Annotated in this window: 12 protein-coding genes; 10 read left to right on the top strand and 2 right to left on the bottom strand. The window is 38.9% G+C overall.

Annotated features, from left to right (window positions below; all coding sequences use genetic code 11):
* Positions 1–95: 95 nt before the first annotated feature.
* Positions 96–317, bottom strand: a complete 222-nt coding sequence (locus tag DFQ12_RS10210; RefSeq protein WP_120258817.1) for a VOC family protein — start codon at positions 315–317, stop codon at positions 96–98.
* An 88-nt stretch (positions 318–405) separates the two neighbouring features.
* Between DFQ12_RS10210 and DFQ12_RS10205 the strand changes: the two genes are divergently transcribed.
* The 8 genes from DFQ12_RS10205 to DFQ12_RS10165 all read left to right on the top strand — a co-directional run bounded on the left by DFQ12_RS10205 (position 406) and on the right by DFQ12_RS10165 (position 12744).
* A complete protein-coding gene (locus DFQ12_RS10205) occupies positions 406–1290 on the top strand; it encodes a collagen-like protein (RefSeq protein ID WP_120258816.1) in 885 nt (294 codons plus the stop codon).
* A 166-nt stretch (positions 1291–1456) separates the two neighbouring features.
* Complete coding sequence (locus DFQ12_RS10200; protein ID WP_120258815.1) at positions 1457–2191, top strand: LytR/AlgR family response regulator transcription factor; 735 nt, start codon at positions 1457–1459, stop codon at positions 2189–2191.
* 9 nt (positions 2192–2200) lie between these two features.
* On the top strand, positions 2201–5368 hold the full coding sequence (locus DFQ12_RS10195) for a sensor histidine kinase (protein ID WP_120258814.1): 3168 nt from the start codon (positions 2201–2203) through the stop codon (positions 5366–5368).
* 463 nt (positions 5369–5831) lie between these two features.
* Positions 5832–9818 (top strand): LamG-like jellyroll fold domain-containing protein, encoded by a 3987-nt coding sequence (locus DFQ12_RS10190; protein ID WP_120258813.1) that lies wholly within the window; start codon positions 5832–5834, stop codon positions 9816–9818.
* Between the two features lie 340 nt (positions 9819–10158).
* Positions 10159–10497: a hypothetical protein gene (locus DFQ12_RS10185; protein ID WP_147420380.1), complete on the top strand. Its 339-nt coding sequence runs from the start codon at positions 10159–10161 to the stop codon at positions 10495–10497.
* Between the two features lie 4 nt (positions 10498–10501).
* Positions 10502–10867, top strand: coding sequence for a hypothetical protein (locus DFQ12_RS10180; RefSeq protein WP_120258811.1), 366 nt, complete (start codon positions 10502–10504; stop codon positions 10865–10867).
* A gap of 5 nt (positions 10868–10872) precedes the next feature.
* Positions 10873–11265 carry a hypothetical protein gene (locus DFQ12_RS10175; protein ID WP_120258810.1) on the top strand — a complete coding sequence of 131 codons (393 nt, stop codon included), beginning with the start codon at positions 10873–10875 and terminating at the stop codon, positions 11263–11265.
* A 351-nt stretch (positions 11266–11616) separates the two neighbouring features.
* Positions 11617–12744, top strand: coding sequence for a TlpA disulfide reductase family protein (locus DFQ12_RS10165; protein ID WP_120258808.1), 1128 nt, complete (start codon positions 11617–11619; stop codon positions 12742–12744).
* Between the two features lie 220 nt (positions 12745–12964).
* Here the strand turns inward: DFQ12_RS10165 and DFQ12_RS10160 are convergent, their stop codons facing one another.
* Positions 12965–13879, bottom strand: a complete 915-nt coding sequence (locus DFQ12_RS10160) for a helix-turn-helix domain-containing protein (protein WP_120258807.1) — start codon at positions 13877–13879, stop codon at positions 12965–12967.
* A gap of 195 nt (positions 13880–14074) precedes the next feature.
* Between DFQ12_RS10160 and DFQ12_RS10155 the strand changes: the two genes are divergently transcribed.
* Entirely contained in the window at positions 14075–14641 is a 567-nt protein-coding gene (locus DFQ12_RS10155; RefSeq protein ID WP_120258806.1) for a DapH/DapD/GlmU-related protein, read from the top strand.
* A 163-nt stretch (positions 14642–14804) separates the two neighbouring features.
* On the top strand, positions 14805–15287 hold the full coding sequence (locus DFQ12_RS10150) for a cyclophilin-like fold protein (RefSeq protein ID WP_120258805.1): 483 nt from the start codon (positions 14805–14807) through the stop codon (positions 15285–15287).
* The last annotated feature ends 34 nt before the right edge of the window (positions 15288–15321 follow it).

The raw sequence follows: 15321 nt of genomic DNA, 5'->3' as shown, positions 1-15321 counted from the left end.
CTCCGACCAATTATTTTCTTTTCTGCTTAATAATGAGAAACAGGTGCTAAGGATGAATTTTAAGGAGGGAGCATAGATTTTGTCGTTACCTAGTTTTAGAAATCCGCAATAATGATCTTTTTCATTCCCATCATTTTTTTGAATGCGCCGGGTCTTTTGTTGAATTCCTCCCAATTTTCAGGCGAAACCTGCCAGCTTAACCCGTATTTGTCTTTCAGCCACCCACAAACACTCTCCTGTCCTCCACCCAATGTAAGGGCTGCTAGGTGAACAGGTTTTCCCTTTCGTTTCTTTACTAAATATTTAGGTTTATTCACTCAATGAAACTCTTGTTTCGCTCATTACTGATTTTTTACAATTGAGCCAACAATATATTTGGGTAAAGTTTAAAAACTAATTATTCAAATGAAAGTTTTAAAAAGCATGTTGATGGTCAGTCTAGGACTGGTTATCTTTTTCTCCTGCAAAAAGGGTGACACTGGTCCGCAGGGAGCCGTTGGGGAAAAAGGCGAGCAGGGCGCCAGGGGAATTCAGGGGGTAAAAGGTGATGATGGGGCGACAATTTTCTCTGGGGATGCGGTTCCTGTCGCTACGCTGGGGAAAGCTGGAGATTATTATATCCGTAAAACGACTTCCGAAATATATGGTCCCAAAACGGATGCCGGATGGGGCAAAGCTGCTTCTTTCAAGGGGGCGACAGGTGCCAACGGAGCGACAGGTGCCAATGGAGCGGCGGGATCCAAAATCCTGAGTGGGACCCAAATTCCAGCAGTGTCGTTAGGTGCCATAGGTGACTTCTACTTTAAAGTGGATAGTTATCAATTTTTTGGCCCTAAGACTGCATCCGGATGGGGAACAGGGGTTAACCTGAGAGGAGCTACGGGTACTGCTAATGTACTCTACAGTGGTTGGCAAAGTACTACAATGGTTAAAGATTCTATTATGGATGGTACGACGGTCAGAATTGGCCATCTTGCTGCCAAAGGACTGTCCACAACCATATTGAGTAGTGGAACTGTAATTGTTTATCTGGATTATGGGGGCGGAATTTTCCAGCTGCCTTATACTTCAAGAGCTGGAGGGAGAATGAGTACAATTTCCCACCATCCGAAAGAGAATAGGATCATTGTCTACCGGTTTGTCTACGATGGTGGAAATCTCGTGGCATTACCTGCTCAAATTATGTACCGTTATGTAATTATTCCGGGCGGAACCATGGCCAGTCTGAAACGTAAGGGCGTCGATCTAAACGATGCGAATCAGGTTGAGGCTGCATTAAAATCGGAATAGAAATGTTAAACTAAAAAAGTGTTGATCGAGAAGGGTAAACTACTAGCTAGCTTTCTAACATAGATGTCGCGAATGGAACGCAGGTGAAATATTTTGCTAAATATATTGTATATTTAAGATAACTATTCGATTGTTTTCGAGCTTATCAATGTAAACGAAATAGATTATGATCAAGGCAGTCATTATTGATGATGAGCTGAAAGGTGCCACTTTGCTCCAGCATAAACTCCGCGCTTTTTCTGATAGGCTTTCTGTCGAACGGATATTTAGTGATCCCTTTGCTGCCCTACAGGACCTTCCATCCATTAGTCCGGATATTGTTTTTCTGGATGTCGAAATGCCGCTGATGGATGGATTTAATTTTTTGGAAAATCTAGGAAACATCCATTTCGAGGTTATTTTTGTTACTGCGTATAATGTATATGCCATTGAAGCCCTGCGCGCGGATGCTTTGGATTATCTGCTCAAACCAGTGGATACTGATGAACTAACGGCTGCAATTGAAAAATTATCCAAACGGATTGAATGGAAAAAACAGCGCCAGAAACAAGGTATTCATATGGGGAGCACCTGCGCATCGCGGTTGGCCCTGTCTACTGCAGAAGGTATTTATTTTGTAAGGAAAGATGAAATCGTCAAAATCGAAGCGATGAGTAACTACTCGGTGTTCTATTTTTCTGCAGGTAACAAGATCATTGTTTCCAGGACACTGAAAGAGTTTGAAGGATTGCTGGATGGTGATTGTTTTTTGCGGATCAACCGGAGCACGATCGTCAATCTTAGCTGTGTGATTCGCTATAAGAAAGGGGAAGGGGGGACCTTACAGCTTGTGGACGGATCAGAGCTAGAGGTTTCCCCATCCAAAAAAAGTCTGCTTATGGAATTGTTATCCCGTACTTAACCTGCAGTTATGGTTAACGTAAAGTTATTGATTCGGTTATTTGTCGTTGTGATGGTTACCTTATCGCGGGGGCAGGCACAAGAACGGATTTATAACTTTCTTCATTTTACCAGTCGTGAGGGACTCCCCAGTGACAAAATCAGAGATGCCGCTGTCGATGAAAAAGGATTCGTATGGATCACAACGGGAAAGGGTCTGTGCTATTTTGATGGGAATACCTTTTTCCCTGTTAGTTCTACGCAACATTCGGATTTTTCGTATGATCTGGGAAATCTCAGTATAGGAAGTAATAATAAGATCTGGGTCGCGAGCTATAACCGGGGGTTAGTATGTTATGATCGGTCCAAACCCCAGCATGAGGCCTGGACTAGTTATAGTGCTAAAGCGGCTGGCGGAGATGTTGAGAAACATGAACTTTATGCTGTTCATGAGTCAGGAGGCAAGGTATTTTTTGGTGGGCAAGAAACAGACCTGCAGATTCTGGATCCGGTATCGGGACGCATATCATCGATAAAACTGGCACCGGCAGCCTATGTAACTATTTTCCGCATCCAAGAAGATCAGCGTGGGATTCTGTGGATAGGTACGCGCTATCATGGTTTATTTTCTTACGAACCCAATTCTGGGAAGACAGTTCATTATGATCTGTTGAACAAGGGTGAAAATGCGGTAACGGGAATCTGTATGGCAGGAGAGCAGGTTTTTGCTGCCTATTATAATCATGATCTGATACGGTTATTGCCTCAAAAACAGCGGATTGCACAGCGATATATTCTGGGTATTGGTCCTAATGTTGCACATTATGATAACAATATCGCTGATGTCTCCTTTTTTTCGGACGAGAATAAAATATTGGCAGCCCATAGTGGGGGCAAGCTGTACAGTTATGACCTATATAATAAGCAGGTTGTCGAGATACCGTGGAACAGGGCTGATCCAGAGGGATCTGCTGTTAAAATTAATCGTATTGTATCAATAGATGGAGGATATTTTATATGTTCAGATCATGGTCTATTTTATTATTCGAAAAAGTTAAATTTAATTAAAGACCTCATACCTATTCAAACTGACCCTATCCAGCATATCTTAAAAGTAGGTGACAAGAAGTGGTATATCTCCAAGGCTCAGATCGGTGAATTGTCTCCAGATTTTCAACTACGTTTATCAGCCTTCTCCCTGAATAACCTTAAGGTCAGCCAACTTACGACTATAGGGATTTATATTTATATCTCCACCGTAGACAGCGGAATTTATGTTTTTGATACGGTGAGTAAAAAGCTTAGGGCATTAAAGATTGTAGGAAACACTTTTGGTCTTGAACGAGCCGACTGCAATAGTGTGATTTGGGATTCAGTCAATGGAAAAGATATCCTATGGATCGGCTCCTGGAACTCGGGACTATATCAATATGATCTTTCTACCAATAAGGTTGTCTTGTACAATAAAGAGAGTGGTCTTATTGACCATAAAGTAATCACATTAGGAAAGGATATTTCTGGCTCTCTATGGCTGGGTATGGATGGCTTTGGTGCAGTTAAAGTAGTGGATAAGGTGAATATGAAATTTATTAATTTCAAGCATCAACGGCAGTCTGGAGAAAGTCTTGCAGCCAATACCGTGTTTTCCTTTCTTTTGGATATCGATCGCCATTTTTGGTACAGCAGTAGCCAACAGGGTATAGGGATGATCGTTGAACAGCCGGGGAAAACACGTTTCCTACAGGCTAATGACCATAATCGTTTCCCCTTGTTTTATGCCCATACGCTAAAAAATGATATAAAAGGACGAATCTGGATGAAAACTCAAGATGGAGTAATGATTTTTGATCCAAAGTCCAGAACGTTTTTACAGTTGGGAGCAGGACAAGGCGTATTCCCGCCCGAGCGATTTTCGACCCATAGTTTTTATTTTGATTCGGATGTATTGGTTTGGATGACGGATAAAGGTCTGATCAAAGGGCCGATGGGTGAGATTGGAAATAAAACCGAAAATATAGCCCCCGTTATAAGCGCATTCAGGATACTGAACCGTGATAATACCTATCGGCTTGTAAACGGAAAGATCGCGCTCCAGCCTGATGAAAATACTTTTTCTTTTCAGTTTGCTGTACCTGGTCAGCTTGCGGACAAGATCTTACGTTTTAGCTATAAACTAGAAGGGGTTGATCGGGAATGGATTGATTCAGACGCAAATCAACAGGCGGTTTACAGCAATATTGCAGGAGGAGATTATCGTTTTGTCCTTCGAGTGGGGGACGAGAATGGAAATTGGTCGAAAGCGCAACTGGATATACCTGTGTCTGTAAAACTGTTATGGTATCAAGGTTTATGGTTTAAAGTCGGTCTGGTGACTTTTGTTTTTCTTGCAATAGTACTGATTTTGATCTATCGACTCGCGCACCAGGAGAAAATTAATCGGATGCAGCAGGAATTTAGCCTAACCTTACAGCATGAGCTGAAACAAAATGAATACAAGATCAGGGAACAGAGCGAGATCCTGGAAATGGAAAAGGAAAAAAAATTGGCCTCTGAGTTCCGGCAACAATTATATGAAAGTGAACTGAAAGCTATTCGTTCGCAGATGAATCCACATTTTATTTTCAATATTTTGAATTCTATTGAGGCCTATGTAGTCGAAAATGATGCAATACAGGCCAGCAAGCTGATTCAGAAATTCGCCACTTTGAGCCGTATCGTACTTGAGAATTCTCAATTCTCCAAGGTGACCATCGCTTCGGAGCTTCAATTGGTCAAGCTGTATCTGGATCTCGAGCAAGAACGTTTCGATCATATATTTACCTATAGCATTCAATCGGATGAGCGCTTAATCAAAAGCAATAAAAAGATTCCGTCGATGCTGATTCAGCCAATTGTCGAAAATGCCGTACATCATGGTATGAGGAATCTCCATGGCAAAAAAGGCAAGATATTGATCCGGACAGCTTTAAAAGAAAAGGAAATTAGGATTGAAATTCTGGATAATGGTGTTGGTTTTGATCAGTTTCATAAAACTGGAAATAGCAATTTCAAAAGTACCTCGTTTGGTTTAAAAGGAGTACAAGAACGATTACGTATGCTCAGTAGTGATGAGTCAGCAGAATCCGCTTCACTCACAATTGACAAAAAACCTGATGAGGATGATTTTACTGTCAGGATTACGATCACGCTTCCTTTATAGGCAATTCCCTCCTTATAGGCATTTTCTCGAAAAACATACTTATGCATTTAAGCTTTTAGTCGATTTTTAGAAGCGCATCCGGCAACCTTCCTAAGTTTAATGGCCTTGGAAAGATTCTCTGTTTTCAATACCTAGCTTCTCTTCATTGAATGATGTATGATATCGGACGGTCCCCCCCCTGTCAAGCACGGGGTGACGCGTATATATGGTTGTGGTTGATAAAGATGTTGATTGATCTTGCTGAGGAGTGCCGAGATCTTGGTAACGAGTTACGGGTGACAGGTTGAACAGCTGCTCCCTAATTGATTCTCCTTATTCACACTGAGTTTGCAGTCACTTACTCATTGATAGTCTGTAAAGGTTTTTTAAAAACTTAACTTTAATCTGATCGTTACAATATTTTGATTCTTTTCCGTCCACTAGAAGAGAGAGGAACCAATTCATTCTTTAAACAATAAAAATCATGGAAAAATTAATTGCATTAAAAACCACAGGAAATGCAGTATTTAATGATGTTGGCACTTCCTCTTCGTTAAAATTGAAAGGAGACATTCAGCTCACCTCCACAAATGGAGATTTTAAAGTTAACGGTGGATATTTAGATATGGATATGTTTGTTAATTCAAAAGAATTGCAGTCATTTACCATAGAAGCGATGGTCAGCCCTAATTCGATAAATGGGAATAAGCAAATGCTTATAGAGTCTGATAATTTACTGGTTTCAATTTACATTGATGAATCTGGATTTCTGATGGCAGATATAGAAACAACGGCAGAAAAGAGTCAATTAAAAAGTACGCAGAAACTCGTTGAGGGAAGCCCTCAGATGGTTCGGTTATATCGGGATGAAAGTGGCGAAACGTTTTTAGAGATAGATAATCAGGTCGTAGCAAGAAAAAAAATTACAGGTGAATTTAAAGATGCTTCATCTAGTGTATTTCGAGTGGGGGCTTCATTGAAAAGTGAAGACTCGACATTTAAGGGGACAATCGGTCAGATTAATGTGAGTGCCGGTGTATCCACATTAGCTTCCATACAACAAGATTTTAAGTATTCCAGAGAATTGGAGAAGACCTTATCCGAAGCATTAAAGGGTATTGTCGTTCATGTAAATTATGAATCTTATGAGGCCAGGAAAAAACTACAACGTGTTAAACAGATTATGAATGCGGCGGGTGTAGAAAGTTTAAGTTCACTAGGAACAATGAAATTCACTTCAAATAGAAAGATACAAAAGGGCAATATATGGATTCAACCTGGTTTTGTATTTAAGCCTATCAAACATTGGGCAACATTGGGTGTTGACCTGATCAAAGCTGATATGGCAACTAAACGTCGCTTGATGGCAACAGAACTGACCAATAAAAATAGCATAAACTATATAAAAATCTTGAAAGAAGGACCGCTAGACCAAAAAAAGGCAGATTTTGGTAAGTTGAAGAAATTGAACAAAAAGCTGGCGAATGGCGAAGTAAAGGGAGTTAAGGAAAGCTCGAATATGTTCACTAAAAAAGATGGTCAGTTATTTGTTTATGATAAAAAGCTATTTACAGAAAATCTAAAAGGAAATAAACCTCAAAACTGGCAACAATTGGGAACCTTGGATTATCATTTTCACACCTTAAATATCATATCACAAAATGAAGCTATAATTATTGCTAAGAAATTGGATTTGACAAATTGTAGATTAGAAGTGTCTGCAGATGTAGATAAGCTTATAATTTTGGCAGAGGAAGTGATATGTGGTCCTAATGCGGAGATTTCATGGAGACGACCTGGAGGTTATACCCAAGGACATGCTGATGATCCATATTTAGATGGGATCCCAAATCATAATACAGCACAACGTGAATTCAATCAAGATCAACGAAGTGGGTATGCTGGAGGTTATGGAGGGAAAGGAGCCGCTGGAATAGTTGGAGCAAATGGCAGAAAGGCGCCATCCTTAGAAATGTGGGTTAAGAACATGACCAATTTACCAAATATAGATTTAAATGGAGAAGACGGCATTACAGGAGGTATTGGTCAACGAGGAGGACGAGGAGGAAATGGGCAAGGAGGAAGTGTGGGTACATATTGGCCAATAATTAATGAATGTAAAAAAAATGCGGGAAATGGTGGTAGAGGTGGAAATGGTGGAAATGGCGGCGATGGTGGTCGCGGCGGTGAAGGCGGAAATGGTGGCAATATTAGCATTGGTGTATTGCAGGGTACATTGGAAGGAACGGTTACCAACAACAGCTTTCGTTGGAAAAATCAAGGAGGACAGCCAGGCCAAGGAGGTGCAGGCGCATTGGGGGGCGATGGAGGATTGGGTGGTCGAAGTGGAAATGATAAAGATTATTGTCATAATGCGCGCAATGGCGATGTTGGTGCAAACGGACAACGCGGTTATGACGGACAAGCGGGCTATAATCATGGCTTAGATGGTGTTAATGAGTTTTTTCAGTTTTCTTTAGATGCTTGGAATGAACAGTTAACAAGACCTTTTATTACATCTGTTAGTACATATGAGGCTTTTCCAGGAGATACAATTGTGGTAAAAGGAACTACTTTTGCGAATTCAGATAAAGTTATTTTTGATGGTTCTATAGAACTACAGCATCATGTAAACGCTGATGGAAGTATGAATGTCGTTTTACCGTTGGATACTTCGGGAGGTTCTAAAGCATTATTTATACTTCGAGTAGCAGATAATTTTGAAAGCAATCGGGTAAATATTCGAATAAAACCGCAATTAGACGTATTTGCCGATCAGATGATGCCTGGAGTTTCAACAATATTGAGAGGTAGAGCATTTGTGCCGGGAGCATCGGTACTGATTAATAATCAAAGTATTGCAGCAGAAGTGGCAGCCTCTGGCAAAGAATTAACATTTACTATGATAGGTTTTCTTAATCAAGGGAATTCATCTGTAGTTTCAGTACAGGTCAGAAATCCAGATGGTATGCTTAGTAATGAACGCAGTGTCTCTCAAGCTGGAGTTTTAGAAATACCCTATCGCTTTGGCAAAAACAACCTATCATTCCATAATCCGAATATAGGAAAGCCCAGCTTTGATACGTTTAAAAAGACATTTGGTTCAAGTGAGGTATGGCATGAATCTTTCGACCCAATATTTGGCCATCCGATGTTAACAGCCGCTTTCTTTGTATTTTATACCTACTTTTTAAAAGGTAAAGGAGATGGAGGATTGGCAACGGGTTTCTGTACAGCCATGTCCGCTAAAGTTGCTGATAACCTTTGGACAAATAATGTGGATATTACAGGTATTCAGGAAGCAGACATCATAGAAGAACTAACCGCTATACATGGAAAGTTGTTAAGCAAAGAGTCTTTGATTCATTTTCATGATTGGGGGCGTACTTTCGCCGATAATGTAGATTATGCGATTCGTTCAATTGAGACAACTTTCCTTAGAGGCTGTGATCGGAATAATACGCCTTTATTGTTTTTTATACCAGCAGGTGAGGTGTGGGACAGTGGATATTTTGATAAACTTAGCGATTCTCATTGTTTATATCCTTATCGATTTGTATACCCAGCAGGTCATACTGGTCCTAAGCTTTCAGCAGATGCATTGAGTACCGTAAACAGCTTGGATGGCGTTAAATTGTACTGCTATGATTGTAACAACGAAACCAATCCAGACTGCTTCTTAGAGTTTAGTACCGTAGATGGTAAATTAACCTATACCTATAATAAAAAGCCAGGATTTAGGCTAGACAAGCAGATTACGATAGGCATTATGGCCAACGGAGCCTTTACACTCGCTGATCATGATATGCCATTTAATGGTCCATTTGGTGTATTGGGCTTTGCAATGGACTTTATGCTGAGTCCTGCAGATATTGAGATCACCGATGAGTTAGGTTTAAAAGCAGGGCATATCAATGGAAAGATTTATAGTGAAATTCCTGGTAGTCACCCATGTTACTTAGTGCCAGGGGCATATTTACTTCCGACAGGAAAGAACTTAACACGAAAGATTAGAGGAACAGCAAGCGGCACGTATACTTTCAATAGTGTTATGCCTAACGGCGCTATGATAAAATTGGAAAATATAAAAACTAACATAGGAGACGTGGATACCATACTGGTAACTGCGGATAACTCACAAGTGCGATTAACGACACAGCAAAATAAAGATATCGCTTTAACTATCAGTAGGATAGTAGACGAAGAGATTAGAGCATTAACGATTAAGGGTTTATCTTTAGCAGCAAATTTAGATATGGATATTACCATCTCGCCGGATTTAAGTGTATGTAGAATAGGAAATCATCAAGCTGTAAACTACGTTTCAGTCATAGCAAGTGTAGCTAGAGAAAAGGACAACATAAAATCAACAAATACTCAAAGTATTCCATTGCAAGTAAATAGCGATTTGTTGGTTGCGTTTAATGATTGGAAAACTACAGATTTTCAATTGAACATGGTTCCTTTTTAAAATACGTTACGGGGATGCGACGTTACTGATCACTCGTCACTGATCACTTGTACTTTTGTAGTCAAATTCGGTAAAGGAATTCATTTATGGTTCACTGGTTCAAAGATTGCATTTAGCACAAAAAAATATTCATTACCCGGTGAGGACTCGGTATTTTAAGTGTAATATGGCCAGATCGACCGCCGGTTCATATGTCGGTATGGTATCACGTAATGTCTAAATAGTATTAGTCGTTGCTATCAGTTCTATTTTAAATTTGGCTTGAATTGATAATTTATTGAAAATAGACAAACAATAATCCTGATTTTTGATAGCTAAATTGATAATCATTATGCGAGGAATGCAGTTCAAATTATTTTTTACTCACCGGGTAACGGATATTTTTAATGACAATATCGATATTCATATTATACTGAGTAATGACGATGTATATGTTGCTACTTTGTTTACGTTAAAAAACATTGACATGTTGATGCGGCGTGATGATGCTTCCTATTTCTGGGCTTCCGATATGATTATTGTGCCGGATTTATCCCATTTGACGATCCGTAAAGCTATTCAAGAGGCATTGGATGACGGGTATTTTGAAAATGCCTGCTCAAAAATAGGCACAGTTAAAACAGTGTTTGATTATGAAGGATGGCAATCCTATTCCAACGTTGATAAAACTTATATATAACTGAATGATTTTAAAGCAAGACATAATCATAGCACTCAGCAAAAGGTTGTCTCTGCCTTACACAGGGACAGAGCAGGATTGGGATATCGAAATGGCAGACTCCTCGCGGATAAATGAATTTATTGATTTGTATCATGAATATGATTTAGCATTTGAGGAAAGGATGACATTAATGTCTCTGATTGTTGCATCCTATGATGATTATCTAAATGAGTATGACGTATCTGTAGATTATAGATGGGATAAAATTAGAGCGATGTTATCAAAGGATAAAAGATATTTTGTCGAACTGATAGATTATTGGTCATTGGATAATGAACACGATGAAGATCACATTTTTAAAATAACACCCCTTATGAGAACTGTCTAATCAATATGGATGGCATTAAATTAAATGAAGAGTTTGGAGACTTATTCGCTTACAATCTAAATGTGAATTTTCAAAACAAGGTCACGGAAATATATTATGGTGAGTATATCACAGAAAATGCAGCGCCAATTAAGAAGATGATCTTTGAAAATGTTGTCTGGCAGGAGTTTTCAGAGTTTGATTTTGTCAATATCTTCAATGTAATAGAAGTCGAAAATAGCTTTGAAGTATTTTTGAATAGCCATTTGCGCTATTTTAATCGCATGAAAAATTATATTGCTGAGGATAAAATAAATGCAATGAAAATGCCAGACTTGTTTTATTACACCTTTCGTCAAACGAGTGGTTTCAACTGCTTCATAATTACCAAAACAGCATTGAGAATCGAATTTCTATAATGCGATTATCCTAGCATATTGGAACATAAAATTCTTGTCATCCTCAATATCTAAATTCTTGAATAGAATACCAATTGCATTGGTGTTTTCTAGTTCTAAACCCATTGAATTCGACAGGTTTAAAATTAGGGGCAGTACAGGGAAATAACATTCATTCCTCATCTGAACGTTGGGCATCGGATATGAGCGGCGTGCTCGGACACCCTGTTGAAATGCTTAGGTCTAAAAGCGGTTTATAATTGTTTTCTGGAAATATATTATGCTAAAAAAATCATTAAAAATTTTCTATTTTCGCATTTGGAATTTAATCCGAAATCTAAGTTAAACTATACCCCCTGAACATATAAATTTATGAGATTAGCATTTCTCACTTTAGCCTTGCTATTAAGTGGACAATTGTTGTATGGACAACAAAATTATTTTACTATTGAAGGAAAGCTGGCCAAGAAAACGGCCTATAAATATATTTATCTCAACTATGAAAGTACGGAAGGTTTTAAACAGGATTCATCACTTATCAAAAATGGAGTCTTCTATTTTAAAGGCGTTCCCGTGTATGGAACACATGCCTATATTCAGCTAAAACATGCAGGTACAGCGGATCCGGATGATGGAAATCAGTTCGATTTTATGATTGAGCCCGCTAATATTAAAATTCATGTGGATGGAAATTTTAATGAGTCCCGTATTGATGGATCGCAGATCAATAACGATTTCCGAGAACTTAAACAGGTATTAAAACCAGCAGAGCTAGCACGATCAAAATGGTACGAGAGATATGATCAATTCAAAATGACAGCGAATCCCGATAGTAACGAATTGAATAAGTTTAGCATTGAATATCAAAAAATCCAACAGGAAGAAAGAGATTTGGGAATTGAATATATAAGCAAACATCCCGGAAGCTTCTCCAGTTTAATGGCATTAGAATATTTTATCCGTCGATTCACATTAAGACAAATAGAAGACTTATGGGACAGTCTGGATGAGCCTCTCAGACAAACACCTTTAGGCAAAAAGTTTCACACACAGGTCGATCGTATGAACGCGGTTCAAATTGGAAAAATAGCACCTGATTTTAGTGCTAGGGATACATCCGGAAATTTGGTATCTCTGAGCAGTTTAAAAGGAAAATATCTGCTGTTGGACTTTTGGGCAAGCTGGTGCGGACCCTGTAGAGAGGAAAATCCTTATGTGGTAAAAGCCTATCAAAAATTCAAAGCTAAAAATTTTGAAATTTTAGGGGTTTCTTTGGATGATGAAACTACAAAAGAAAAATGGCTTAAAGCCATTAAAGAAGATCAATTAGTGTGGAAACAGGTTTCCGATCTTAAAGGCTGGCAAAGTGAGGTAGCTGAATTATATCATGTGAGAGGAATTCCCCAAAATTTTCTTTTGGATCCGAATGGCGTGATTATAGCCACTAATCTTAGGGAAGAGGAGCTTTTAAAAACATTGGAAGGTATTTTAGGGAAATAACTGAATGCATTAAGAAAGCTATTACTTTGGTGGGAAGGCTCATGTTACTTTCCGTTATGCATTTTTCTAGGCGGCTATAAATAACATAAAAAATAGGTATAAATAGCTGTCTGTCCTAGGGTGATTTTTTAATTTCTGCTGAACAAAAGGTCTATAAACGATACTGTTTTAACATGGATGAGTTTCTGAAGAGTACAGCAGATACTTTATTGAACTTTCGCTAGATCTTAATTTCATTATCATCCAAATTCCTATACCTATTCGGTGTAACACCTGTTTTTTGTTTGAAAAGACGGGTAAAATGCTGCTGATATTTAAAGCCGAGCTCACTGGCGATTTCGTTAATGCTTTTTGACCTATCAAATATGCGTTCTTTTGCTTCATCTATGAGTTTTGATTGGATGTAATCCAATGCTGTACTGCCAGTTTCCTTTTTGATGAGGTCGCCAAAGTAATTAGGTGAAAGATGCAGTTCATCGGCGCAATAAGCTACGGATGGAAGTCCTAGCACAAACGCTTTATCTGATTTAAAATAATCATTCAATAATTTTTCAAACCGTACCAAAATATCGCCATTGACATTACTACGTGTAATAAACTGCCGGTCATAAAAGCGCTGGCAATAATTTAACAAAAGTTCAATATTGGAAACAATCAGCGTTTTGCTATGCTTGTCAAGATTTTGGGCAATCTCTTCCGCTATTTTTTCAATATAGTCCACAATGGTCTTGCGTTCCTTTTTGGATAAATGCAGGGCTTCATTCACCTCATAAGAAAGAAAAGTATAATTTTTTATATTCTTTCCCAAGTTGGTTCCCTTTATGAAGTCGGGGTGAAACACCAGCCCATATCCAGATGGTTTTATGGCGATACCTTTACTGTCAATCCCATAAATTTGCCCAGGTGACACGAATACGAGTGTTCCATCCTCATAGTCATAAGGTTGACATCCATACCGCATGTCACCGCATTTAATATTCTTCAAAAATACGGCGTAAATGCCCATAAAACGCCTGAAATTTTGAACCGTTGGTATTTCATTGAAATTTACCACACTGACAAGGGGATGCAAGGTGTCCACCCCCATACTATCATTGTACTGCTTGACCGTATCATATCTTTCGACCTGTTTCATAACACAACAAATTGGAATTCAAATCTACTAAACCTGAATCTGTTTTTACCATGATGAGGCTGAATCTGTAAAAGTGGTAAATAAATCCGTATCCTGTATAAAAGATCAATCTGGTTAAAAGCTGAAATTTGTATAACCATCTTGGAAGTAAACTCTCCCTCCTTATAATGGTGTTTATTTTAATTACATTAATACATGAAATCAAACGTCACAGACATTTTTCAGCGGTTACGAAATGGAGAAACTATATTGTCCAATGATCCGCAAGCCTATAAGATGCGTGAAGCCGCGCATGCGACAAAAGAGCTACTCATTCAGATGAACAACAGCACTGATCCTGCGGAAGTTAGAAGTTTTCTAAGCCAGATAACGGGCAGAAAGATCGATGAAAGCGTTACCCTCTTTACTCCACTCTATATCAATTATGGTAAAAATACCCGCATCGGTAAAAACGTATTTATCAATTTTGACTGCACCTTCCTGGATTTGGGAGGTATCACGATTGAAGATAATGTGCTCATTGCCCCTAAAGTCAGTATATTATCGGAAGGGCACCCCACAGCAGCGGAGCATAGGCAATCCCTTGTCCCGGGGCATGTCCATATTAAAAAGAACGCTTGGATCGGTGCAAATGTAAGTATTCTGCCGGGCGTAACCATCGGCGAAAATGCGATAGTGGCCGCAGGTGCGGTAGTCGTAAAAGATGTTCCCGACAATACGATAGTGGGCGGAGTACCGGCAAAAACTATTAAATCAATCTAAGATAAATGAAACAAAATGAGACAAAGTTTGTGAAAGATTATCACTACTATTATCGCATAGCAATAAGGTTCCATGGGCGTTACCTTAATTTAACTGGAGCATATATAGCAACAAATGCATTATCGTTTATGAATATGCGAATATTAACCTATAGCAAAAAGATATGAGAAGATCCCTTTTGGCAATTCTATTGTTGATTTCGGTACTGTGTGGCAGTGCAACTTCTTGTGATAAAAGCGGTGATAAGGTTCACCACACAGACAGCGATAATATTACCAATGATAAAATGGCAGACAATAAAATAAATATAAAAGTTGGTTCGGAAGTCTTTGTAGCAACACTTTCAGACAATAATACCGCAAAAATATTTAAGGAAATGTTGCCCTTAACGATCAATATGACAGAGTTGAATGGCAATGAGAAATATACTGAATTACCGAAAAATCTTCCGACAAATTCATCCAATCCCGGGACAATAAAAAACGGTGATTTGATGTTGTATGGCTCCAGTACGTTGGTGCTGTTTTACAAGACTTTTTCGACATCTTACAGCTATACAAAGCTGGGCACGGTCAATGATGCAAAATCTTTGGCTTCTGCATTGGGAGCGGACAATGTAACCGTTACTTTTGAATTGGCTAAATGAAACATCTTATCCTAACAATTGTTGTACTGTTTGC

The organism is Sphingobacterium detergens, from assembly GCF_003610355.1.
Classification (GTDB): Bacteria; Bacteroidota; Bacteroidia; order Sphingobacteriales; family Sphingobacteriaceae; genus Sphingobacterium; species Sphingobacterium detergens.
Note: the sequence above shows the minus strand (reverse complement) of the source record. Positions and strands in the feature narration are given on the sequence as shown.